Origin of the sequence: Megasphaera massiliensis, assembly GCF_000455225.1 — a bacterium.
Taxonomy (GTDB): domain Bacteria; phylum Bacillota; class Negativicutes; order Veillonellales; family Megasphaeraceae; genus Megasphaera; species Megasphaera massiliensis.
The window spans coordinates 1248055-1269929 of sequence record NZ_HF954537.1 but is presented as its reverse complement, the minus strand read 5'-3'; the positions used below and the strand labels follow the sequence as shown (position 1 = coordinate 1269929).

Below are 21875 nucleotides of genomic sequence, written 5' to 3'. Positions count from 1 at the left end.
GTTTGCCTTCGCGGACAGCCTTTTTTTTTGTCAGCTAGTGTGGTATACTCTTTTAGTATTGTAAGGCTTTTGGTAGGACGATTAAAGCGAAAAGGAGATAAAACAATGAGTGATTCTATTATTGCCATTATCTTGGGGATTGTTGAAGGCTTCACCGAGTATTTGCCCGTATCTTCAACGGGACATATGATTCTCGTCGGGGATATGTTAGGCTTTACCGGTCCCCGGGCCAGCGTGTTTGAGATTTTTATCCAGTTAGGTGCCATTCTGTCGGTGGTCATTATTTATAAAGAAAAATTTACCCGTATGCTCCATCAGTACCGCTGCTGGAACCTCCTGCAGCCGAAAAACTGGTTCCGCAATGATACCGGCCTGACTTTGGCTCATATCGCTGCCGGCATCATCCCCGTCATGGGCATCGGATATCTGGCTCATCATGCCATCAAGACCTATCTCTTCTCGACCGGAACGGTTATCATCGGCCTCATTATCGGCGGTCTGTTCATGCTGATGGCTGAAAAACACGGTACGAAAACGGTCTGTGACGATGTTGAAAAGATGACCGTTGCTCAAGCCTTTTTAACGGGAATCTTTCAGATTTTGGCTTTGTGGCCCGGCTTCTCCCGGTCCGGATCGACCATCGCCGGCGGTCTGTTCTTAGGCCTCAGTCGTAAGGCAGCGGCCGACTTTTCCTTCATTATTGCTGTACCGGTCATGATTGTGGCTTGTTTCTACGACCTGTTGAAGAGCCTGAGCGATCTTAACAGCAATGATTTGATCATGATTGTCATCGGCTTTATTACGGCCTTTATCGTAGCTTATGTATCGGTCTTGTGGTTCCTTAAATTCATGAATAGGTCGACGCTGGCCTCTTTTGCTTACTATCGGTTTATCGTTGCCGCTATTTCTTTCATTTATTTCTTTATCTTTTAACCAAAAAGACTGCCTCCTGTGGAACTCTATCTTTACCGATAAAGTTTCCCGGGGGCAGTCTTTTTTGATGGCGTTTTTAGGAGCCGCTGCTCGATAACTGTTCGAACTCGGCAATGAGTTGGTTTAAGACGGAGGCGACGTTGTCGTCATCGATGTCGGCATGAAAGGCTTCCATCATATTGGGGAAGAAAATATAGAGTCCCTGCATGTAAATATAGTAGTAATACTGCAGATCGTCATGACTCATGATGGTTGCCGATAAGGCGTCATTGACGGCAAAGTTCAGGTCATAAAAATCGAGGATTTCATTTTTGAAGCGGTCTAAATCGAGCTCTCCCCGAGCGTAATCGTCCATGAGGTGTCCGCCCATCTCACTGAGGGCATCGGTGACATCGGCGAGATTGTCCGGGACGGTAAGTCCTTCGTCCTCCATGATGTGCGTCAAGGTGTGGAGCGATGTAATCAGGGATTCGCAGAAAAAATTGAAGGTCAGGGCTCCTTCTGAGCCCTTCAGATTCGTAAAAACAGTAGATTCCATGGAAGCCTCCTTGAGGGTAATTTTTTTCATTATACCATATTTTAGCAGAAATGAATTGAATCATGCCCCTTAATATAGTACGATAGTAAGGAGAATCCTATGTAGGAGGTAGTTTTGGTGGCTCAAAAAAACAAAAAGATTCAACTAAAGAAACGTTCCCGCCAGTCGGCCCGGATCCATCGCGGCTTTGCCATGCCTGTCGGTCCCGGCAGTGAAAACAGTTTGGTCAGCTTTCGCGACTTTGCCGACCTGAAGGCTAAATATTTCCGTTTTACCGGCCGCATTCAGCGCCGCCCCTTTTTGGCGCGGACTTTGATTTTGATGGTGGCCCAATTTATGTTTTCCCTTATCCTTTACAGCAAAATCATCGAATCCATTTTAATTGGTCATGAAGATTATGCCATTATTTTCGGGCTCATCTTTTTGGTATTGACGGTTCCCACGGTGTGGGCCCATATATCCCTCGGTACCCGGCGCTTCCACGACCTCAATAAACCGGGGGCCTTGTTTGCTGTTCCGTATATGGCTTATTTGGCAAGTTATATACTGCCGGTCCTTGCTTTGGATACGGCAGCTTTGGCGGCACAGTCGATCATGGCCGTTTGCTACTTAGGGCTGGCGACGGTGAAGGGGACTGACGGTGATAATGCCTATGGTCCCGAACGGGCGCGGTAATAATCTGTATGATCCCTTGTTTATAAGCTGATTTGAAAAGGCCGTGCGTCATGAGGCGCGGCCTTTTTGCGTGTATCTATGGACAGGGACTGCTATTGACTGTATAATATTCAAGAATATAGCCTTTTTTCTTACGTGAGGAGACGTAGTATGACAATACCTATGATAAAGACAGACCGCCTGTGCCATGCCTATGAAGATGAGGACGGCAAGGTCGTCTATGCTTTAAAGGACATTTCGCTGACCGTCGATAAGGGGGAGTTCGTCGCCATTATCGGCACCAACGGCTCAGGTAAGTCGACCCTTGCCAAGCACTTTAACGTCCTGCTGACGCCGACGTCAGGCACGTGTGAAGTCTGTGGTATGCGGACTGACGAGGCTGAGAATATATGGAAGATACGCCAGCACGTCGGCATGGTTTTCCAAAATCCGGACAACCAAATCGTAGCGGCTGTCGTCGAAGAAGATGTAGCCTTCGGGCCGGAAAACCTGGGCATTCCGTCCGATGAGATAAAGTCCCGTGTCAGCGATGCCTTAAAAAGGGTCAATATGACGATTTATGCTAAACACGGCCCGCACCTCTTGAGCGGCGGCCAAAAACAGCGCATTGCCATTGCCGGCATCCTCGCTATGCAGTGTGACTGTATCGTCCTCGATGAGCCGACGGCTATGCTCGATCCCGTAGGCCGTAAGGAAGTCATGGATACCCTCCATCAGTTGAACCGTGAAGGTATTACGGTCATCATCATTACACACTTTATGGAAGAAGCCGTCCAAGCGGAACGGGTCGTCGTCATCGACAAGGCGGAAGTCAAGATGGATGGCGCGCCGCGGGACGTCTTTTCAAAGGTCAAGGAACTGAAAGATATGGGCCTTGATGTGCCTGTTGCCGCTGAACTTGCGGAACGGCTGCGCCAAAAAGGGATACCCCTTCCGGCATCGATTATAACGGAAAAGGAATTGGGAGACGCATTATGTCAATTAAGTTAACGAACGTGACCCATACATATGGCTTGGGAACGCCTTTTGAAAAGACGGCCCTCAGCGATACGAATGTAGAGATTCATGAAGGTGAATTCATCGGTATCATCGGCCATACCGGATCGGGCAAGTCGACGCTGGTTCAAATTTTAAACGGCCTCATAAAGCCCACGAACGGTTCCGTAACCGTCGACGGTACCGATATCGGGAAGAATACGAAAGAAGCCCTGGCGGTACGCCATAAAGTGGGTATGGTCTTCCAGTATCCCGAATATCAGCTCTTTGAAGAAACGATTGCTCGCGACATCGCCTTCGGGCCCCGCAATTTCGGCCTTAGCGAGACAGACGTGGAGGACCGGGTCAAGGAAGCCATGGATTTTGTCGGCCTTGACTACGATACCTATGCCAATCGCTCGCCTTTTCGGTTAAGCGGCGGTCAGATGCGGCGTGTTGCCATTGCCGGCGTCATCGCCATTCATCCGGCTTACCTTATCCTCGATGAACCGTCTGCCGGTCTGGACCCTGTCGGGCGGCGGGAAATATTTTCTGAAATCCAGCGCTGGCATAAGGAAAAGGGCGTTACCGTCATCTTGGTGTCCCATAATATGGAAGATATCTCCCAGATGGCCAACCGCCTTTTGGTCCTCTCTCAAGGAAGTATAGTCCTTGACGGCGACCCCTTGTCGATTTTTTCGCAGCACGGTGATGAACTGCAAAAAGCCGGCGTAGCCGTTCCGCCGGTGAACGGTGTGCTTCAATATCTGAAAGGCCGGGGCCTTGCCGTTGACGACCGGGTACGGACGGTAGAACAAGGCGCCGCGGCTATCTATGACTGCCTGAAGGGAGGGACGGGTCATGCTCACTGATATTACACTGGGTCAGTATTTCCCGGGGACGTCTTTCCTGCACCGACTCGACCCACGGGTAAAAATAATCGCCGTTATGATTTTCATCGTCGCCATTTTTTTGGCCAATTCCTTGGAGTCCTACGGTATTGTCACAGCCTTTGTGGCCTTGAATTTTGCCATTTCCCGTCTGCCTGTTCGGTTTATTTTTAAATCCCTAAAGCCTTTGTGGGTCATCATTATCTTTACCATGGCCGTCCACGTCTTTGCGACGCCCGGCGAAGTCCTTTGGGAGTACAGTGTACTGCACATTACCAAAGAAGGGCTGTATCAAGGCGCTTTGATGACGGCCCGTTTAGTCTTCCTCATCGTCTTTTCATCCCTGTTGACGTATACGACGTCGCCCATCGTATTGACCGATGGCATCGAACATCTCTTGAATCCCTTTAAGCGAATCGGTGTGCCGGCGCATGAACTGGCTATGATGATGACCATTGCTCTGCGCTTTATTCCGACCCTGTTGGAAGAAACGGACCGCATCATGAAAGCCCAGACGGCGAGAGGAGCTAACTTTACCAGCGGCAGCCTCATTCAGCGCGGCAAGAGCATGATTCCTCTCTTGGTACCTCTCTTTGTCAGTGCCTTTCGGCGGGCCGATGACCTGGCGACAGCCATGGAAGCTCGCTGCTATCGCGGCGGGGAAGGGCGGACGCGGATGAATGAATTGTCCTGCACGTATCGTGATGCCATCGCCATGGCGGCCGTGCTGATCGTGACGGCCATCCTGGCGGCCATGCGGTGGCTGTAATGGCCAAGAAGAATATTTGCCTCGTCGTCGCCTATGACGGCACGGATTTCCACGGCTTTCAGCGCCAGACCAATGCCGCTTCGATCCAGGCCTGTATCGAACAGGGACTGTCGGCCATCTTCCAGTCGCCGATTACGATTTACGGGGCGGCTCGGACCGATGCCGGCGTCCATGCCCGCGGTCAGGTCGTCAATTTTTACGGGGAAGGTTCGATTCCGACCGAAAAGATTCCCTATGCCATGAAAGGCTATTTGCCGCCGGAAATTGCCGTCCTCTCGGCGAAAGAAATGCCGGAACACTTCAGTGTCCGTCATGACAACGTCGGCAAGCATTATCGTTATACCATCGACAACAATCGGATGCACGATCCCTTTGGCCTGCGCTACGCCTGGTTCATTCGCAAGCCCCTTGACCGGGAGGCCATGAAGGAAGGAGCAGCGGTCCTTTTGGGCACCCATGATTTTTCGGCCTTTGAAGGGCAGAATACGACGCCCATGAATCCGGTAAAGACCCTCTATTCCATCACCTTTCATGAGCGGGGACATCTCCTCGATATCGATGTCGTCGGCGACGGTTTTTTATATCATATGGTGCGCAACATTGCCGGCGGTCTCGTCGATTTGGGACTCCATCGAATTACGCCGGTGCGGTTTCGGGAAATCTTGGAAAGCGGCGACCGGACACAGCTCGGTGCTACGGCACCGGCTCAGGGACTTTGTTTAGAAAAGGTCTTTTATGATGAACGGGAACTGACTTTGCGTATCAAATCGCTGGAAAATTAATCATTTATGGCTGTTTTGCGGTATTTCTTGCCAATAAAAAACAAAAAAACAAAATAATATGGTATAATAAATGCAAATAGAACAATCCCGTTTTTTTGCCGGAGGTGAGGACCATGCTGACGAGTTTATTAGCTGCTATCACTAAGGGACAGGATCTTAGCGATAGAGAAACTTCTTTTGTGATGGAACAAATCATGGAAGGCGCCATGTCAGATATTCAGTTGGCGGCATTCCTGGCTGCCTTGACGACGAAGGGAGCCTCTCAGCGGGAAGTGATCGCCCTCGCCAGGACGATGCGGGAATACAGCATGAATGTACCTTGCAGCGACGATGTATTCGACATCGTCGGCACTGGCGGCGGCCGTATGAAGACCTTCAATATTTCAACGACGGCCGCTTTTGTCATTGCTGCCGGCGGTGTTCGCGTCGCAAAACACGGCAATCGGGCGAAGACGTCGCGCAGCGGGTCGGCGGATCTCCTCGAAGCTTTGGGTGCTAATATCTTCCTCAGTCCCGAAAGCTGCCTTTCTATGCTGAAAGATCTGGGCCTTTGCTACTTTTATACGCGGTACTATTACTATATGATGAAGCGCATCGATGTCGTTCGGGAACAAATGGGAATCGGAACGGTCTTTGACGTCCTTCGTCCTTTGACCAATCCGGCTCATGCCGCTTATGAAATCCTCGGCGTCAGCGAAGCCCATTTAGTCGAGCCCATGGCGCACGTCTTAGCGGCTCTCGGCGTCCGTCACGGCATGGTCGTCTACGGTAAGGACGGCAGTGATGAAATCTCGGCTGCGGCACCGACGACGATTTGTGAATTTACACCGGGCTCTTTCTCCACTTATGAAGTGCGGCCCGAAGACTTTACCTTGCCCGTGGCCTCGCGCCAGGATTTGGAAGGTGGGGTTCCGAAAACGAATGCCCTCATTACCAGGCGTATTTTTGATGGGGAAAAGAGCGGTGCCCGGACGGCCGTTCTCCTCAATGCCGGTGCCGGCCTTTATATTGGCGGGCAAGCGCAGGATTTTGCCTCCGGTGTCCGTAAAGCGGCCCGACTCATCGACAGCGGTTCGGCCCGTCAGAAATTGGACGACTTCATCGTCATGAGCCATCGCCTGGGCGAGGCTGAAAAAATGGAAATCATAGCAGACAGAGACCCTGAAGATATGGTATAATGAAGGGTAATGAAAATTTGATTATTACGTGAGGATCGCATTTCTATGAATGATAAATATTTAGGCTGGCTCCTTCATATCGGTGGGGGCTTATTAGTCATTTTAATGTTGCTGTCGATTCAACTCATGGCGCCTGATTTCTACTCGACCATGTACCGTTTGACGGTCAGTGGTGATTTGGATGGCTTGGCGGACTATATTGATTCCTTCGGATTTTATGCCGTCGGGCTTAGTATTTTCCTGATTGCCTTTGTCAATGCCATCGGTCTGCCGTCGATTCCCTTCCTGACGGTAAACGGCATCATCTTCGGCCTCATTCCGGGGATCCTCATCTCCTGGGTCGGCGAAGTCATCGGGATTGAAATCAGTTTCCGCCTGACGAGGACCCTGCTCCGCAAACAGGCACAGAAAGTTATTTCGCGGAGTAAGATGCTCGAGAAACTCGATTCGTACAGCTGTATTAAGACGGTCATGATGGGGCGGGCCATTCCGTATGCACCGAATGTCGTCGTTACGGCTTTCAGCGCCCTCAGCCATATCTCTTACCGGGACCACTTCATTGCTAACGTTTTGGGGAAGTTCCCGGCCGTCTTAGTCGAAGTGTGGCTCGGTCATGATTTGCTCCGCATTCAGGAACATTGGGGCCGCCTTATCGTCCTGGTCGCTATCGTCGCCTTTATTTACGGCATTATCTGGTGGCGGAAGCGATACATCAAAAAAAAGCGCCCTTACTGCAGTAAAGAACGGTCCTAAAAAGCGTTGTCTCTCAAAGACAGCGCTTTTTTCGATGACCAGGCGTTTACCTTCCCTTTTCGGAAGTGGGAACGGCATAAAAAAAGAACTGCCGCGCAGCGACAGTTCTTTAGAATCTGGTTGAATCGGATTATTTTGCGAAATAACGAGCCAAGAGGCCATCGAAGACACGGCCGTGACGAGCTTCGTCTTTTGCCATTTCGTGGACCGTATCGTGGATAGCGTCGAGGTTGAGCTGTTTTGCAAGGGTTGCTAATTCTTTTTTACCAGCGCAGGCACCCTGTTCAGCAGCTGCACGCAGTTCGAGGTTTTTCTTCGTATCCGGGGTAACGACTTCACCGAGGAGTTCAGCAAATTTAGCAGCGTGTTCAGCTTCTTCAAAAGCGATGCGTTTGTAAGCTTCAGCAACTTCCGGATAGCCCTGGCGGTCCGCAACGCGGCTCATAGCGAGGTACATGCCGACTTCGCTGCATTCGCCGGTAAAGTTGAGATGGAGACCTTCGATAATGCGTTCGTCAACGCCTTCAGCGACACCTACGCGATGTTCGTCTGCATATTCTTTAACGCCGGCAACGAGTTCTGTGAATTTCGATTTCGGAGCACCGCACTGAGGACACTTTTCCGGAGCTTCCGTACCTTCATAAACAAAACCGCAGATGCTGCATACAAATTTTTTCATCATTCATTCCTCCTGAATTGCTTTATGGTTGTATATTCATGTAATCGTAACAAATAGAACGTATTTGTTACGGAATTATTATAACAAAGGGACCGGGCAAAATCAAGGATAATTTGTAAATAATTTTAATTGATAATCGTTATTGATTAAATAATGAAAGCTAAGGGACAGAGAAAAAGCCTTTTATTGCATTTTATACATCAGTCTTATATAATAAGGATAGTATCCATAAAACAGAGAACGATGCCGTTCGTATATAGATGTAAATTTTGACGTGGAGGTACGCCTATGTGGAATAAAAAAGTTTCTTGCCTGTTAGCCGTGCTGGCCCTGTGCGGTACCATGGCTGCCGGTGCAGCAGATTATACGGTTTTGGAAAAGGCCGATAAAGTAGAAACGACGATTTATGGGACGACTCAGACGGGTTCCTTGAATGAACGGATTGCGTCGGTCGATAAACTGCTCAACGGAAAGTCAACTGTTTCCGGCAGTTTACAGGACAAAGCCAATTCGTTATATAAAGATGTATACGGTAACTCCGGGGCGGATTTATCTCTGCTCACGGCGGTCAATCTCCTGCAGTGGCAGTACTCCGGTCAGATTACGGCGGAACCGATTTTAGTCCGCGTCGAATCGATGGAACAGGATATCGACGGCAAGGTCATGACCGGTTCCTTGGAAGGACGAGTCATGGCTCTTCGGCGGGCACTCTTGGGCAATACGAAATATATTTCTCAGCGAGTCATCATCCCGGCCAATATGGTAGTTACCATGACCAATCTTGATGAACTCAACTCAAAGACGATTCAAGAAGGCGATGTCGTACGCTTTACCGTTTCCGATGACGTCCTCGTCGGCGATGTCATTGCCATTCCCCGCGGCATGGAAGTAAACGGGACGGTTACTAAAGCCCGTAAATCAGGACGCTTTGGCAAAGACGGCAAAATCGAAATCATGTACGACCACGTTCGCGCAGCGGACGGTTCGCCCGTGGCCCTCATGGTCGGCGACAAGACGAAGGATCAATACAAACGGACGGCCGGTGCCGTCGGTGCTTCGGCTGCCGGTGCCGTCATCTTAGGCCCTGTCGGCTTAGTCGGAGGTCTCTTTGTCCACGGCAATGAAGTCGATATTCCGGCCGGCACGACGATGTATGCCGAAACGAAGGAAAATACAGAAGTCGTCGGTTTTAAGGAAAACGGTGTCATGGACGATATGGAAACGGCCGATATGGCGGCCAGCGGCGTAACCGTTCCGTCGTTTAATCCCGTCAGTGACAGCGATGTTGATGACAGTGCAGAGGCCGAACATGACGGAGACAGCAGTGAAGGTGATTTGCAGGCCGGCCTCAAAGCAGGGACGGTCACGCCTGTCGATTTAGAAAATACCGGCCACGATGATGAAACAGTCGTCCAGATTCAATCGAATACAGCAGGTGACGCGAATGAATAAAACATGGACAGCGGCAATGGTCGCTGCCTTGCTGCCGCTGACTTTTTCTATCAGGGCAGCCGATACGGATCAACTTTATACCGATAAGACCATGGCCGTTCCGGTGACGGAAAAGACGATTATTCCCGTCGATTTAGATAAGGCTGCGACGGCTCAGGATGTCGTCTTGCCTCAGCAGCCGGTCCATATGACGGCCGATAACCTTTTAGTCCGCAATTCCGATGGGTATGTGAAAAGCCGGGGCAATGTCGATATTCAGCAGGGGATGGAAGAAGTCCATGCGAATTATGTCGAAGGAAATACCAATACCGGCATTTATCATACGACAGGTCCCGTCGTCTATGTCAACGAGACCAACGCCTTGACGGGCAAAGATGTTACCTATAACAGTAAGACCAGCAGCATGAATATGGATAACATCGAAGGCTTTATCGGCCCGACGACGTATATTCGCGGCACCGATGCCGAAATGTACGACAACATCGGCTATGTGAAGCACGGCCTCATTACGACGCCTCATGCCGTCGCCAAGACGCCGGACTATTACATTACCGGTGACGATATCCGCATTTATCCCGGCGAAAAGTTTACGTCTGAAAATACGGCACTATGGTTTAAACACGTCCGCTTGTTTACGTATGGACACTACGAAGGCCGTCTCGATAATCGACAGAATACGCGGCCTTATCTCTTTACCTTGCTGCCCCGTCCGACCTATAACAGCGATGACGGATTTGGCGTCCGAGGCTATGCCAATATACCCCTCAATGAGTCCGGGGATCTGAGCTTCTATGCCAGCTATGCCTTAGGCAGCAAGATTGGATTCAAACCGGCAGCGCGTATTCAAAAGAACACAAAGTACGGTACTTTCCGCTTTGGCTACAGCAAAGAAGAAAGTACCGATAACGACGATAATATCTGGGCTACGAAGTGGCCGGAACTCGAGTACTTTGCGCCTCGCATCAACCTCGGCTCGACGGGGATATACATCGACTCCAGAGCCAGTTGGGGCCGCTGGGCCGAAGACGGCGTCAAGACCGGCACTCACAAGGGGTTCCGGACGGAAATCACTCATGTTCCCATTCACTTGTGGACCAAGGCAAACCTCAGGTTCTTTGCCGGCTACCGTAAGGACTTGTACTCGACTAAAGATGCCCAGCGCCGCGATCCTTATTCAGGGGTCATCCTGAACCAAGGCATCAACGATCGTCTGTGGACCAGTTTCTGGTACAAGAAGCATAATGTCAGCGGCTACACGCCGTATCGCTTCGATACCCTGGATAAGCCGCGACAGAAAGGTTTTTCCGTCGGATATGTCCTGACCCCGCGGGATACGGTCATCTTCTCCTTGGCTCAGAATCTCGATAACAATGATATTGCAACCCGGAATTATACGTGGGTCCGCGACCTCCACTCTTTTATCGCCATCATTACCTACAAGCAGGTTGAAAAAGAGTGGCAAGTTAAGGTACAGGCTAAGGACTTTGACTTGTAAGATATGGAAGTAAAAAGCTATAGAGGGGGACTGTCCGATGAAGGCAGTCCCTTTATTTGTAGTTTTACGGTAATTTTACAGCCGATTTTCTCGCGATTAGGTTATAATAAGTATAAAATAGCCTTATTGTTTTTATGAAAGGAATGTGTTCCTATGCCTTTGATTTACTGTGTGGAAGATGATGAAAATATCCGTGAACTCGTCGGTTATGCCCTGCGCAGCCAGGATTTTGAGGTAGAAACCTTTGCCGACAGCCGGGAATTTTGGCCGGCTCTTGAAAATCGGATGCCGGCCCTGTTGCTGCTCGATATCATGATGCCCGGTGAAAGCGGCAATGACATCCTCGACAAACTGCATAAATCGCCGCAGTATAAGTCTCTGCCGGTCATTATGCTGACGGCCAAGACCAGCGAATATGATATCGTCAAAGGCCTTGACGGCGGTGCCGATGACTACGTCTGCAAACCCTTTGGAATCGTCGAGCTCATTTCCCGTATCCGCGCCGTCCTGCGCCGGTCGACACGACAGAGTACGGAAACCAACGTCTATACCTATGGCTTGGTGACCCTCGATCAGGAAAAACATACCGTTTCCGTCGACGGGAAGCCCTGTCATCTGACCGTTAAGGAGTTTGAACTTCTCAGGTACCTTTTGGTCAATACGGACATCGTTTTGAAACGAGAACAGATCATGGAAGCCGTTTGGGGCTTTACCTATGAAGGGGAAAGCCGGACCATCGACATGCATATCAAGAGCCTGCGGCAGAAACTCGGGGACGGCGGCAAGATCATCCATACCGTTCGCGGCGTAGGCTATGTCATCGGAGGCGGCCTATGAAGCGTAAGGTCTACGCCAGCCTGCTGGTCATGGGGCTGGCCTGCATGGCCGTCACGCTGCTCATATCGACTTGGTTTTTTTGGAACTCTACGCAACGCCAAATCCAGCAGGAATTGGAAATGACGATGAATGTCGTGGAAACGACGATTGAAGAAGGCAATGATACGACGCTGTACCTGCAAAAAATGGGCTTTCATAATAATGACGGCCTGCGCATTACCTGGATCAGTACGTATGGTGTCGTCCTCTTTGAATCAGATTATGATAAGGGCGTCATGGAAAATCATTTAGAACGTCCTGAGGTAAGAGCCGCTATTGCCAATGGGGAAGGCATGGCCGTCCGCGATTCGCAGACCGTTTCCAAGGCCTTGTACTACTATGCCAAGCGATTGCCTGACGGAACGATTTTACGGGTCAGTCTCGAGCGGGATACTTTTTATGCCCACTTCTTGAACCTCCTTCCTTGGACTCTGCTTCTCTTAGGTCTGTCGGCCCTGGCCTGTGTCAGAGCGTCGCGTATTCTGACAGCCAGTCTTCTCAGTCCTTTGCGGCAGACGGCACTTTTTATTCGCCAAATCAATGATGTTAACGTTAAGATGACGGAACCGCCGTCGGTCGATCATGAGCTGCAGCCCTTGGTCGATAAGATCTTCTTCCAAAGTCAGACCATTACCGACAACTTGCGAAGTTTGGAGCAGCAGCGGAACATGATGCGCCTTATCATGGAAAACCTTCAGGAAGGCGTCATCCTGACCGACAAATCGTACGGCATTGCCGGTCTCAATCTGAGGGCTGCTCACTTTTTAGGCGCCGATCATACCCAGGCGCTGCTGCAGCGCAACTTAAAGGAACTCATGCCCGATGCGCCGTGGAGCCACTTGCAGCATTTGGAAGGGGTCTGCGAAGAAAAATTGATCCGAGCGGACCGCCGTTATCTCTTGACGATTCAGCCGGTCTATAAAGATGATGATTTTTATGGGATGCTGTTTATCGTCGACGACGTGACGGAACAAGAACGGCGGGAACAGCTGCGGCGGGAATTTACGTCCAATGTATCCCATGAATTAAAGACACCTCTCACGTCGATCAGCGGCTTTGCCGAAGTACTGTCGACGGGGATCTGCACTAATAAGGACGATATCGTCCATTTTGGTACCCTCATTCGCAAAGAAGCCCTGCGCCTCTTGCAGATGATTGAAGAAATCATGCACCTGGCCCGCATCGAAGATGGTAAACGCCAGATAAAGATGGAAGACGTAGACCTTCGCGAACTTATTCAAGAAATCGTCGAATTTATGGAACCGGTCCTCATGGAGAAAAAGGTAACCATCCATTGTACGATGGATGATACGACGATCCTTGGCGACCGCGGCCTGTGCCGGGAACTCATTATGAACCTCCTCGACAATGCCGTGAAGTACAACCGCCCGGGCGGTCACGTTTACGTTACCGTCCGTCATGACGGTCACCGTGCCGTTTTGATCGTTCGCGACACGGGCATCGGCATTCCGGAAGATAAGCAGAAGCGAGTCTTCGAACGCTTTTACCGTGCTGACTCCAGTCGCTCTCAGAAAATCAAGGGTACCGGCCTGGGACTTGCTATCGTCAAACACATTGTCGAACAGCATCACGGTACGATTGCCCTTACCAGTAAAGAAAACGAAGGCACTGAAATCACCATTACCTTCCAGGCCTGATCAGGCCTGGCGGGGAGTGGTGATTTTTTTACAATATTTTACAATACATACATCCAAACCTTACATCCTGTTGATAGGATAAGACTGTATTCAGAATCAGGAACATCTTTCAGATTCTTTTATTTAAAGGAGAGGATTTCGTTATGAAGTTGAAAAAATTAGTTCTCATCGCTTTGGCAGCCACTATGGCTATTGGCGTCGCTGGTTGCGGAAGTCAGCAGCAGAGTAGTGATTCGTCAAAACAAGCGAGCGTTTCCGGAAGTATTACTGGCTCTGGTTCTTCGGCCTTGCTGCCTTTAGTTAAAGACGCAGCTGAAAAATTCAAGGCAACGAACAAAGACGTCACCATTACCCTCAATGCCGGCGGTTCCGGTACGGGTCTGAAACAGGTTTCTGATGGTTCTGTTGATATGGGGAACTCCGACGTACCGGCCGAAACGAAACTCGATAAAGAAAAAGCCGACAAATTGGAAGACCATAAAGTCGCTGTTATGACCGTTGCTACGATCATCAATAAAGACGTAGGCGTTAAAAACTTGACGCGTCAGCAGCTGCAGGACATCTTCACGGCTAAAGTTACTAACTGGAAAGATGTTGGCGGTCAGGATATGCCGATCGTATTGGTAACGCGTCCAAAGACCTCCGGTACTCGCGCACTCTTCCAGAAATATGCTATCAACGGTGCTGAAGAAGCCGACAACAAATCCCTTGAAACGGATAACTCCGGCATTCTTATTCAGAGCGTTTCCCAGAACCCCGGTGCTATCGGCTATGTCGCATTGCCGTACTTGCTGAACAATGATTCCGTCGGCGTCGTTTCCATCGATGGCGTAGAACCTACTTTGGAAAATACCTACAACGGTAAATACAGCGTATGGGGCTACGAACATATCTACACGAGCAAAGATCCGAAACCGGCTGTTAAAGCTTTCATCGAATACATCACAGGTGCCGAATACGGCAAACGTATCGAAGAACTTGGCTACGGCGTAAGCTCGAAGATGCAGACGAAAGAAGTTCATTAATTTATTGGAGGAACGGGTATGAATGCAATCGAAACGGTGGTCCAAAGGGCCCATCGTAACGAGAAAGCAGCCAAAACGTTCATCACCATTTGCGGCATCGGTATGGCACTGGTGCCGCTTCTCATTGGCGCTTTTCTCTTTGTTAAAGGTACAGATACGTTTTTCACTTTTGGCCACAGCGTAACTGAATTTCTCTTTTCCGGTCAATGGAAACCGAGCGATACGGCCGAAGGCGGCGGTCAAATCGGGGCTGCTATGTTCTTGGCAGGTTCACTGGTTACGTGTCTGTTGGCGTTACTTATTTCCTTGCCCTTCAGCCTGGCCTCGTCAATTTATATGACTGAAATCGCGACGCCCCAGCGGCGCCGCCTGATTCAGCCGGCTATCGAATTATTTACGGGCATTCCTTCTGTTGTTTATGGCTTTGTCGGCATGACAGTGCTCATTCCGGCCCTGCGCCATATATTCCCCATGCCGTTTGGCTTTTCTGTCTTAGCTGCCGGTATCGTCTTGGCCGTCATGATTTTCCCGACGATTACGACGATGTCTGCCGACGCGATGGCGGCTGTTCCCAAATCGTGGCGCGAAGCTTCTTACGGCCTCGGCGCGACTCGCTGGGAAACGATTGCTCACGTCGTACTTCCTGCGGCTAAGAGCGGTATTTTCACCGGCATTATCCTGGGCCTGGCCCGTGCCTTGGGCGAAGCCTTGGCTGTTGCTATGGTTATCGGTCAGATGAAAGTCTTCCCGACGTCCTTGTTCCTGCCGGCCAGCACGCTTACGACGGCAATCTCTGCGGATATGGGGGGCGCGATGGAAGGCGGCGAATACAATGCCGCATTGTGGACGATGGCCTTGCTCTTGTTCCTGTTGTCGTTCCTGTTCATTTTTATTATCCACCAGATCAATGCCGCTTCCGAATTAAAAGGAGGACGGAGTTAATATGACAAGTATTGAAACCAAAAAAAGTAAAGATAAAATGATGACCGCACTTTTTACGTGTGGCGCAGCCTTTGCTGTCGTATTGCTGATTGCCTTCGTTCTGTACGTCGTCGTCAGCGGCGTAAGCGGCATGACACCGCAACTCTTATCCTTTACCGGTGCCGGCTTAGGAAACATGTTCTTTAATACGATCTATTTAGTCGTATTAGCCTTGGTTGCCAGTGCGATTATCGGTATTCCGGCAGGTATCTTCCTGGCTGAATACGCGAAAAAAGGACGCATTACCCATTGGGTCCGCATGGCTGTTGAAACCTTGGCATCCCTGCCGTCTATCGTCGTCGGCTTGTTCGGTTACTTGGTCTTCATCGTCATGACCGGTTCCCAGTGGAACCTCATGGCCGGTGCTTTGGCCGTATCCATTCTGACCTTGCCCTTGGTTACGTCGGTTACAGAAGATGCTCTGCGCAACTTGCCGCCGAGCTACCGCAACGGCAGTTTGGGCCTCGGCGCCTCCCATTGGCAGACCATTTGGCACGTTCTCTTGCCGGCCTGCTTCCCCCGTATCATGACCGGCCTTATCATGGCTGCCGGCCGTGGTTTCGGTGAAGCTGCTGCTTTGATGTTCACCGCCGGTATGTCGACGGATATTGACTGGACCAACTGGGATATTACGACCAAGTCGAGTCCTCTTAACCCCTTCCGTCCCGGCGAAACCTTGGCCCTGCACATCTGGGCTCTGCGTACGGAAGCCCTTCATCCTGATGCAGCGCAGCAGGCTGCGGCATCTTCTGCAATCCTGATGATCATGGTCTTGGTCTTCAGCTTACTGGCACGCTATTTAAGCTATCGAATCGATAAGAAAATGGGAGGAAACAACTAATGTCAGAAATTACTACGACCCTGACGGGTTTTTCGGCAGCTACTATTGAAAAGAAACAGGCTGCTGACGCTGTACAGGACGGCGCACAGAGCACGACCGGTGCAGCGGAATACACCTTTGATGTCAGCAACATGGATCTCTTCTACGATGAGTACCAGGCATTAAAAGACATCAACATGAAAATCCGTAAAAATGAAATCACGGCTCTCATCGGCCCTTCGGGCTGCGGGAAATCGACCTTCCTCAAAACCTTGAATCGTATGAACGACTGGGTTGAAGGCTGCCGTGTCACCGGCGACATCCGCTTTGAAGGTCAGGATATCTTCAAAGAAGTCGATCCCTTGGCCCTTCGCTACCGTGTCGGCATGGTTTTCCAGCAGCCGACGCCGTTCCCGAAGAGCGTTTATGAAAACATTGCCTACGGTCCCCGCGTCCAGGGCATCAACGATAAGAAGAAACTCGATGAAATCGTTGAAAGAAGCCTGCGCCAGGCTGCCTGCTGGGATGAAATGAAGGACCGTCTTAATAAGAGCGCCCTCGGCTTGTCCGGCGGTCAGCAGCAGCGTCTGTGCATCGCCCGTACCTTGGCGGCAGATCCGTCGGTCATCCTCATGGACGAACCGACTTCGGCTTTGGACCCGATTTCGACGCAGAAAATCGAAGATCTGGCCTTGGAATTAAAAGAAAAATATACCATTGTCATCGTTACCCACAGCATGCAGCAAGCTCGCCGTATTTCTGATAAAACGGCATTCTTCCTCTTAGGGGAACTTATTGAGTACGATAATACACTGGATATGTTCACCAATCCGTCGAATCCCAAGACAGAAGAATATATTACCGGCCGTTTCGGCTAAGAGGAGGAAAGGGACTTATGCTGGAAATTTATGAAAAAGAATTGGCCGAGCTGAAGCAGGATATGATCGGCTTGGGCATGAAAGTAGAACAGGCCGTAGAAAGCACGTGGAAGGCCTTGGAACGCAAAGATGTCGAATTGGCTCAGCGTATCTTCGATGGCGACGATGCCATCGATGAACTGGTCAAATCGTGCATGAAAAAAGACTTGACGATTAGTTTGATGCAAGGTCCCGTGGCGGCTGATTATCGGAGCTTGATGGCGACGCTGAAAATCCTCTCCGACTTAGAACGCATTGCCGATCATTGCGCTGATATCAGCCACTACGTCATCCACTTGAAACAGACTAACCATGACGTACCCTTGCCGGCAGGCGTAAAGGAAATGTACGGTGTCATGTCCTCTATGGTCAGTGACGTCATCGACTTCTACAAAGAACGCGGCACGTCGTCCCAGGCAGAATTCATGCGGGATAAAGACGATATCGTCGACCAGGCTTTCAACAACCTGATGCTCGACCTGTCGGCCGAAATGACTAAGCATCCGGAAAATTCCAAAGATTACATCGACTTAGTCTTGGTTATTAAGTACATCGAACGAATGGCTGACCATGCAAACAACATTGCTGAATGGCTCATCTATCGCGATACCAACGAAATTCGAATCTAAGAGATACGGATTTTGATAAGCAAGAATCCCCCATAAGACACGTTCGTAGTGCCTTATGGGGGATTCTTTTTTTGATGGCCTTTGTAAATTGAAGTTTTTGAAATTTGTCTCAATAGGCGAGTTCGGCTATTTCACATAAAATATGACCAATCATAATATGCATTTCTTGAGTGTGCGTAGTTTTTTTGCTGGGAATGTCAATCGAAATATCACACATGTCTTTTAATGCGCCTCCGCCATTTCCGGTGAAACCAATTGTGACGATTTCATGTTGGTTGGCGTATTCTACAGCTCGAATTACGTCTATGCTATTGCCCGAGGTAGAGATGCCGATAAGGACATCGTTCTTTCTTCCAAGGCCTTCCAGCTGTCTTTTAAAAACATTTTCAAAGCCGTAATCATTAGAAATTGCTGTCAGTGCTGAGGTATCGACTGTCAATGCGAGTGCCGGTAATGCCTGGCGTTCTTTCTGAAAGCGTCCTACGATTTCGGCCGCTAAATGTTGGGCATCAGCAGCACTGCCTCCGTTACCGCAAAAGATGATTTTGTTGCCTTGTTGAATGGCTTTTGTGATGATGTTTCCTGCTGCTTCTATTTGCGGGATTAAGTTATGAACCTGATTTAATATTGCTGCATGTTCACATATCCGTTCTTTGATTAAGTCCACGAAGGTACCTCGTTATTCTAGATTTCTTTCAACGTCAATAATTTAATATAGTGGCGGAGTACTTTTTTTACTTCCGTATCAGCCAGTTCCTGTACGCGCATGAAACTCTTCAGATTGCCTTCTGCTATGGCTTTTTGCGCTCCTGCTAAGGCGGCTGTGGTGAATTCGGTAAAAACGTTTACTTTAGTGATGCCTCCGGCGACGCATTTTTTTAGGTTATCATCACCGGTTCCGGATCCGCCATGAAGGACTAGGGGTACCGGAACGGCTGTGGCTAATTCATGAAGCCGTTCAAAGTTTAACGTTGGATTTTTTTGATTTTTATATACGCCATGGGAAGTTCCTATGGACACGGCCAAGGAATCGGCATGGGTTTGTTCAATGAAAGCGGCAGCTTCTTCGACGGTGGTGTAGACTGATTCTCCTGATGCTTGTTCTACCAAGGTTTCGGTTGTTCCGCCGACATGGCCGATTTCTGCTTCAACGGATACGTTGTGTGCGTGCGCATAATCGACGACTTCTTTTGTACGGCGCACATTTTCTTCAAAGCTGTACATGGAAGCGTCAATCATAACTGAATTAAATCCCAGACTGATGGCTTTTTTGATATATTCAAAGTCAGTACCATGATCTAGGTGAAGCGCTATGGGAATCTTGACGGAAGATACTAGATAGTTGCCAATGGCAGCAGCTTCTTCCAAGGAGATTAAGTGTTGATGCGCTTCGGCAAAAGACAAGATAAGAGGAGCGTTTAACTCTGCTGCGACTTGCACATAGTCACGTCCTGTATTTAAATCCCATAAATCAGGAGCAACGACGCCATATTTTTTTTCCTTAGCGTGGGTAAGTATTTCTTTAGCACTTGTTAACATATAAGCCACCTCACTATTGAACAATATATAACCATTTGTCTATATGATAATTTACCAGTGGTAATATGTCAATATGGGATTTGAAATATGTGAATCAGTCTGTCAGTGTAGATATGACGTGGAAGCGGCTTTTATAGGCATCCGATCGTGAAATGGCATATTGTATGATTTTATTTTTATCATCATAAATGGTGATGCGTGTTACTGAAACAGGGGCTCCTTTCTTTAAGCGTAAATAAGCGGCCGTTTGAGAATCCGCTTTGGAGAATTCGATAATGTTGTCTGTTCGCCTCGGATGAATTTGATTCTTCTGAAGGGTCTGCATCAGTGAATTTTTAGAAAAGTCGATTTCCATTAATGATGGGCACAATGCCAGTGGAAGGTAGTCATTAGATAAGGAGTATAATTCGTTATTTACATACCGAAGACGCTGTAGGTGAAAGACGAGATCGCCCGGTTCTATATGAAGATGGCCGGCAATATCTTCATCGGCAATTTCGATAACTTGCTGCAAAACACGGCTGTGCGTGACTTTACCAACGGACATCAGGGTTTGAGACAATCCGAAGCCGTGTCTTTTTTCATTAGAATAGTCTATAGGGATTTTATTGCCGATGTAAAAGGAGCCTTTTCCCGGAATACGGATAATTTGGCCATTTTCTTCCATGGCAGCTAAGGCTTTTCGAATTGTTGGTCGGCTTACTTGATATTCTTGACAAAGCTCTCTTTCACTAGTCAATGGGGACATATACGGGAGTTCATCGAATTTTTCCTTTAATCTTTTCTGTATTTGCGTGTGAAGTAATTCTTTTTTCATGGATTTTCCTCTATTATCGAATGATGAATATAGTCTGATACTACGTATTACATTTATTTTACCATGGATGTAGGGAAAATAGATAGCCACTGGTGATGTTAAAATTACTTTTTTTAAACCTTGATTTATTTTTTATCCTTTGGTATATTTAAATTACCAAAGGTAAAAATAGGAGGTGCTCTTCATGGAAAAAAGTTTATATCCCTTTCTGTTAGTGAACCCTAAATCTTATTTATATGGCGATGAATCTTTAGCACTGGCCAAGGCGACTGATGTGATTGCTGAAAAGTACGGCTTAACGATGTTCTTTTCCTGCCCTTTTTCGGATATCCGTTATATTAAGGAGCATACGAAACACATTATTGTTACAGCTCAGCATATGGAATCCTTAAAACCGGGACGAGGTATGGGGCATGTACTCCCCGAATCACTGAAAGCTGCCGGTGCAGGTGCTGTTGTTTTGAACCATGCAGAAAATCCGTTGATCGTTCATGAACTGTATGCGGCTGTTCAGCGGGCGAAGGAATTAGGCTTATTGACGATTGTCTGTGCTGATTCCGTTACGGAAGGTGAAGCCCTCGCACGATTCAATCCTGATATACTGCTGTGTGAACCGACCGATTTGATTGGAACGGGAGAAACAGCCGGGGACAACTACATTTTTGATTCTTGCAGTAAAATCAAGGCCGTAAATCCGGATATTGCTGTCATGATTGCTTCCGGTATTACGACGGCAGAAGATTGTTATCGCGTCATTTTCTTAGGGGCTGAGGGCACCGGTGCGACCAGTGGTATTTTGAATGCGCCGGATCCGGCTGTACGTGTAGAAGAAATGACAAAGGCTATTGTACAAGCCAATCGTGATAAAAAGGAAAAGGGGGCTGTATAAAATGAGTGTATACAAGACGACGATTAAGCTTCAATCTAATGGCGGCGAACCGACTTTTATTAATATTACGGATGAAGTAAAGGCTGCTATTGCAGACAGCGGTGTTCAAGACGGAATTTGCACGATTATTTCACCCCATACGACGTGTGCAGTGTTTTTTGAAGAATATGTCCATGATACGGATGAAAAGGGCACTGAATTTTTGCAGCTTGATTTGAATGATGTTTTGAAAAAACTGATTCCTGACGAATTGAAGGAAGGTCAATATCGCTATCCAGGAGAAAAGCACTATCAGGCTGTTGCATCCTGGCCGGATGCGGAGGCCTACTTGCCGAACGGCGATCGGACGGCGCTGCTGAATGGGGATGCTCATTTGAAAGCGACTTTGATCGGCTCGAGTGAAACCTTTTTAGTTGACCAGGGGAAACTGGGCGTCGGCACGACGGGATATGTCTACTTCGTCGATTTTGACCGCACACGGAGTCGGACGAGAAAGTGCCACATTGTCGTCATGGGAGAGTAAGCATACGTTTGGTTAGAAACATCTCGTTATTTTGCTGGCAATTTGTCGGCAAAATTAATGAGATGTTTTTTTTATCCATTTT

At 48.8% G+C, this 21875-nt stretch carries 24 protein-coding genes; 19 read left to right on the top strand and 5 right to left on the bottom strand.

Going from position 1 to position 21875, the window contains the following annotated elements; all coding sequences use genetic code 11:
- Nucleotides 1–105: 105 nt before the first annotated feature.
- Entirely contained in the window at nt 106–933 is an 828-nt protein-coding gene (locus TX77_RS09350; protein WP_044504574.1) for an undecaprenyl-diphosphate phosphatase, read from the top strand.
- Nucleotides 934–1009: 76 nt separating this feature from the next.
- Here TX77_RS09350 and TX77_RS09345 read toward each other — a convergent pair whose 3' ends face one another.
- Nucleotides 1010–1471, bottom strand: coding sequence for a hypothetical protein (locus tag TX77_RS09345; protein WP_044504573.1), 462 nt, complete (start codon nt 1469–1471; stop codon nt 1010–1012).
- Between the two features lie 117 nt (nt 1472–1588).
- Between TX77_RS09345 and TX77_RS09340 the strand changes: the two genes are divergently transcribed.
- The 7 genes from TX77_RS09340 to TX77_RS09310 all read left to right on the top strand — a co-directional run bounded on the left by TX77_RS09340 (nt 1589) and on the right by TX77_RS09310 (nt 7493).
- Complete coding sequence (locus TX77_RS09340; protein ID WP_044504572.1) at nt 1589–2146, top strand: DUF805 domain-containing protein; 558 nt, start codon at nt 1589–1591, stop codon at nt 2144–2146.
- A 150-nt stretch (nt 2147–2296) separates the two neighbouring features.
- On the top strand, nt 2297–3136 hold the full coding sequence (locus tag TX77_RS09335) for an energy-coupling factor transporter ATPase (protein ID WP_044504571.1): 840 nt from the start codon (nt 2297–2299) through the stop codon (nt 3134–3136).
- The gene (locus TX77_RS09330) at nt 3121–3993 is read left to right on the top strand and encodes an energy-coupling factor transporter ATPase (protein ID WP_044504568.1); all 873 of its coding nucleotides are present in this window, start codon (nt 3121–3123) and stop codon (nt 3991–3993) included. Before TX77_RS09335 ends, TX77_RS09330 begins: the two co-directional genes overlap by 16 nt.
- Nucleotides 3983–4780 carry an energy-coupling factor transporter transmembrane component T family protein gene (locus tag TX77_RS09325; RefSeq protein WP_044504567.1) on the top strand — a complete coding sequence of 266 codons (798 nt, stop codon included), beginning with the start codon at nt 3983–3985 and terminating at the stop codon, nt 4778–4780. The genes TX77_RS09330 and TX77_RS09325 overlap by 11 nt, the downstream gene beginning before the upstream one ends.
- A complete protein-coding gene (truA, locus tag TX77_RS09320) occupies nt 4780–5562 on the top strand; it encodes a tRNA pseudouridine(38-40) synthase TruA (protein WP_044504565.1) in 783 nt (260 codons plus the stop codon). Before TX77_RS09325 ends, truA begins: the two co-directional genes overlap by 1 nt.
- Before the next feature lie 113 nt (nt 5563–5675).
- Complete coding sequence (gene trpD / locus TX77_RS09315) at nt 5676–6740, top strand: anthranilate phosphoribosyltransferase (protein ID WP_044504564.1); 1065 nt, start codon at nt 5676–5678, stop codon at nt 6738–6740.
- 45 nt (nt 6741–6785) lie between these two features.
- Nucleotides 6786–7493: a TVP38/TMEM64 family protein gene (locus TX77_RS09310; RefSeq protein WP_044504563.1), complete on the top strand. Its 708-nt coding sequence runs from the start codon at nt 6786–6788 to the stop codon at nt 7491–7493.
- 130 nt (nt 7494–7623) lie between these two features.
- On the opposite strand, the gene TX77_RS09305 is transcribed toward TX77_RS09310, so the two are convergent.
- Complete coding sequence (locus tag TX77_RS09305; protein WP_044504562.1) at nt 7624–8172, bottom strand: ferritin family protein; 549 nt, start codon at nt 8170–8172, stop codon at nt 7624–7626.
- Nucleotides 8173–8460: 288 nt separating this feature from the next.
- On the opposite strand from TX77_RS09305, the gene TX77_RS09300 reads away from it, so the two are divergent.
- The 9 genes from TX77_RS09300 to phoU all read left to right on the top strand — a co-directional run bounded on the left by TX77_RS09300 (nt 8461) and on the right by phoU (nt 18025).
- A complete protein-coding gene (locus TX77_RS09300; protein WP_044504561.1) occupies nt 8461–9624 on the top strand; it encodes a hypothetical protein in 1164 nt (387 codons plus the stop codon).
- Nucleotides 9617–11119 (top strand): LPS-assembly protein LptD, encoded by a 1503-nt coding sequence (locus TX77_RS09295; RefSeq protein ID WP_044504560.1) that lies wholly within the window; start codon nt 9617–9619, stop codon nt 11117–11119. Before TX77_RS09300 ends, TX77_RS09295 begins: the two co-directional genes overlap by 8 nt.
- A 153-nt stretch (nt 11120–11272) precedes the next feature.
- A complete protein-coding gene (locus tag TX77_RS09290; protein ID WP_044504559.1) occupies nt 11273–11956 on the top strand; it encodes a response regulator transcription factor in 684 nt (227 codons plus the stop codon).
- Nucleotides 11953–13653, top strand: a complete 1701-nt coding sequence (locus tag TX77_RS09285; RefSeq protein WP_044504558.1) for a sensor histidine kinase — start codon at nt 11953–11955, stop codon at nt 13651–13653. Before TX77_RS09290 ends, TX77_RS09285 begins: the two co-directional genes overlap by 4 nt.
- 143 nt (nt 13654–13796) lie before the next feature.
- On the top strand, nt 13797–14678 hold the full coding sequence (locus TX77_RS09280) for a phosphate ABC transporter substrate-binding protein (protein WP_044504557.1): 882 nt from the start codon (nt 13797–13799) through the stop codon (nt 14676–14678).
- A gap of 18 nt (nt 14679–14696) precedes the next feature.
- Complete coding sequence (gene pstC, locus TX77_RS09275) at nt 14697–15620, top strand: phosphate ABC transporter permease subunit PstC (protein WP_044504555.1); 924 nt, start codon at nt 14697–14699, stop codon at nt 15618–15620.
- A 1-nt stretch (nt 15621) separates the two neighbouring features.
- On the top strand, nt 15622–16500 hold the full coding sequence (gene pstA / locus TX77_RS09270; RefSeq protein ID WP_044504554.1) for a phosphate ABC transporter permease PstA: 879 nt from the start codon (nt 15622–15624) through the stop codon (nt 16498–16500).
- Nucleotides 16500–17357 (top strand): phosphate ABC transporter ATP-binding protein PstB, encoded by an 858-nt coding sequence (gene pstB, locus TX77_RS09265; RefSeq protein WP_044504553.1) that lies wholly within the window; start codon nt 16500–16502, stop codon nt 17355–17357. Before pstA ends, pstB begins: the two co-directional genes overlap by 1 nt.
- Nucleotides 17358–17374: 17 nt before the next feature.
- Nucleotides 17375–18025, top strand: a complete 651-nt coding sequence (gene phoU / locus TX77_RS09260; RefSeq protein ID WP_044504552.1) for a phosphate signaling complex protein PhoU — start codon at nt 17375–17377, stop codon at nt 18023–18025.
- Nucleotides 18026–18134: 109 nt separating this feature from the next.
- On the opposite strand, the gene TX77_RS09255 is transcribed toward phoU, so the two are convergent.
- From TX77_RS09255 to TX77_RS09245, 3 genes are all read right to left on the bottom strand, one after another.
- Nucleotides 18135–18692: a D-sedoheptulose-7-phosphate isomerase gene (locus tag TX77_RS09255; protein ID WP_044504550.1), complete on the bottom strand. Its 558-nt coding sequence runs from the start codon at nt 18690–18692 to the stop codon at nt 18135–18137.
- Between the two features lie 17 nt (nt 18693–18709).
- Nucleotides 18710–19564, bottom strand: a complete 855-nt coding sequence (locus TX77_RS09250) for a class II fructose-bisphosphate aldolase (RefSeq protein ID WP_044504549.1) — start codon at nt 19562–19564, stop codon at nt 18710–18712.
- A gap of 94 nt (nt 19565–19658) precedes the next feature.
- A complete protein-coding gene (locus TX77_RS09245; protein WP_044504548.1) occupies nt 19659–20381 on the bottom strand; it encodes a GntR family transcriptional regulator in 723 nt (240 codons plus the stop codon).
- A gap of 184 nt (nt 20382–20565) precedes the next feature.
- Between TX77_RS09245 and TX77_RS09240 the strand changes: the two genes are divergently transcribed.
- Nucleotides 20566–21270 carry a triose-phosphate isomerase gene (locus tag TX77_RS09240; protein ID WP_044504547.1) on the top strand — a complete coding sequence of 235 codons (705 nt, stop codon included), beginning with the start codon at nt 20566–20568 and terminating at the stop codon, nt 21268–21270.
- Nucleotide 21271: 1 nt separating this feature from the next.
- Nucleotides 21272–21793, top strand: coding sequence for a YjbQ family protein (locus TX77_RS09235; protein WP_044504546.1), 522 nt, complete (start codon nt 21272–21274; stop codon nt 21791–21793).
- The last annotated feature ends 82 nt before the right edge of the window (nt 21794–21875 follow it).

Coding starts and splice junctions, on each gene's coding strand:
- TX77_RS09235 (WP_044504546.1), top strand. CDS start 21,272: ATGAGTGTATACAAGACGACGATTAAGCTTCAATCTAATGGCGGCGAA.
- TX77_RS09285 (WP_044504558.1), top strand. CDS start 11,953: ATGAAGCGTAAGGTCTACGCCAGCCTGCTGGTCATGGGGCTGGCCTGC.
- TX77_RS09290 (WP_044504559.1), top strand. CDS start 11,273: ATGCCTTTGATTTACTGTGTGGAAGATGATGAAAATATCCGTGAACTC.
- phoU (WP_044504552.1), top strand. CDS start 17,375: ATGCTGGAAATTTATGAAAAAGAATTGGCCGAGCTGAAGCAGGATATG.
- truA (WP_044504565.1), top strand. CDS start 4,780: ATGGCCAAGAAGAATATTTGCCTCGTCGTCGCCTATGACGGCACGGAT.
- TX77_RS09310 (WP_044504563.1), top strand. CDS start 6,786: ATGAATGATAAATATTTAGGCTGGCTCCTTCATATCGGTGGGGGCTTA.
- TX77_RS09350 (WP_044504574.1), top strand. CDS start 106: ATGAGTGATTCTATTATTGCCATTATCTTGGGGATTGTTGAAGGCTTC.
- pstA (WP_044504554.1), top strand. CDS start 15,622: ATGACAAGTATTGAAACCAAAAAAAGTAAAGATAAAATGATGACCGCA.
- TX77_RS09335 (WP_044504571.1), top strand. CDS start 2,297: ATGACAATACCTATGATAAAGACAGACCGCCTGTGCCATGCCTATGAA.
- TX77_RS09325 (WP_044504567.1), top strand. CDS start 3,983: ATGCTCACTGATATTACACTGGGTCAGTATTTCCCGGGGACGTCTTTC.
- TX77_RS09345 (WP_044504573.1), bottom strand. CDS start 1,471: ATGGAATCTACTGTTTTTACGAATCTGAAGGGCTCAGAAGGAGCCCTG.
- TX77_RS09280 (WP_044504557.1), top strand. CDS start 13,797: ATGAAGTTGAAAAAATTAGTTCTCATCGCTTTGGCAGCCACTATGGCT.
- TX77_RS09305 (WP_044504562.1), bottom strand. CDS start 8,172: ATGAAAAAATTTGTATGCAGCATCTGCGGTTTTGTTTATGAAGGTACG.
- trpD (WP_044504564.1), top strand. CDS start 5,676: ATGCTGACGAGTTTATTAGCTGCTATCACTAAGGGACAGGATCTTAGC.
- pstC (WP_044504555.1), top strand. CDS start 14,697: ATGAATGCAATCGAAACGGTGGTCCAAAGGGCCCATCGTAACGAGAAA.
- TX77_RS09300 (WP_044504561.1), top strand. CDS start 8,461: ATGTGGAATAAAAAAGTTTCTTGCCTGTTAGCCGTGCTGGCCCTGTGC.
- TX77_RS09250 (WP_044504549.1), bottom strand. CDS start 19,564: ATGTTAACAAGTGCTAAAGAAATACTTACCCACGCTAAGGAAAAAAAA.
- TX77_RS09295 (WP_044504560.1), top strand. CDS start 9,617: ATGAATAAAACATGGACAGCGGCAATGGTCGCTGCCTTGCTGCCGCTG.
- TX77_RS09240 (WP_044504547.1), top strand. CDS start 20,566: ATGGAAAAAAGTTTATATCCCTTTCTGTTAGTGAACCCTAAATCTTAT.
- TX77_RS09330 (WP_044504568.1), top strand. CDS start 3,121: ATGTCAATTAAGTTAACGAACGTGACCCATACATATGGCTTGGGAACG.
- TX77_RS09245 (WP_044504548.1), bottom strand. CDS start 20,381: ATGAAAAAAGAATTACTTCACACGCAAATACAGAAAAGATTAAAGGAA.
- pstB (WP_044504553.1), top strand. CDS start 16,500: ATGTCAGAAATTACTACGACCCTGACGGGTTTTTCGGCAGCTACTATT.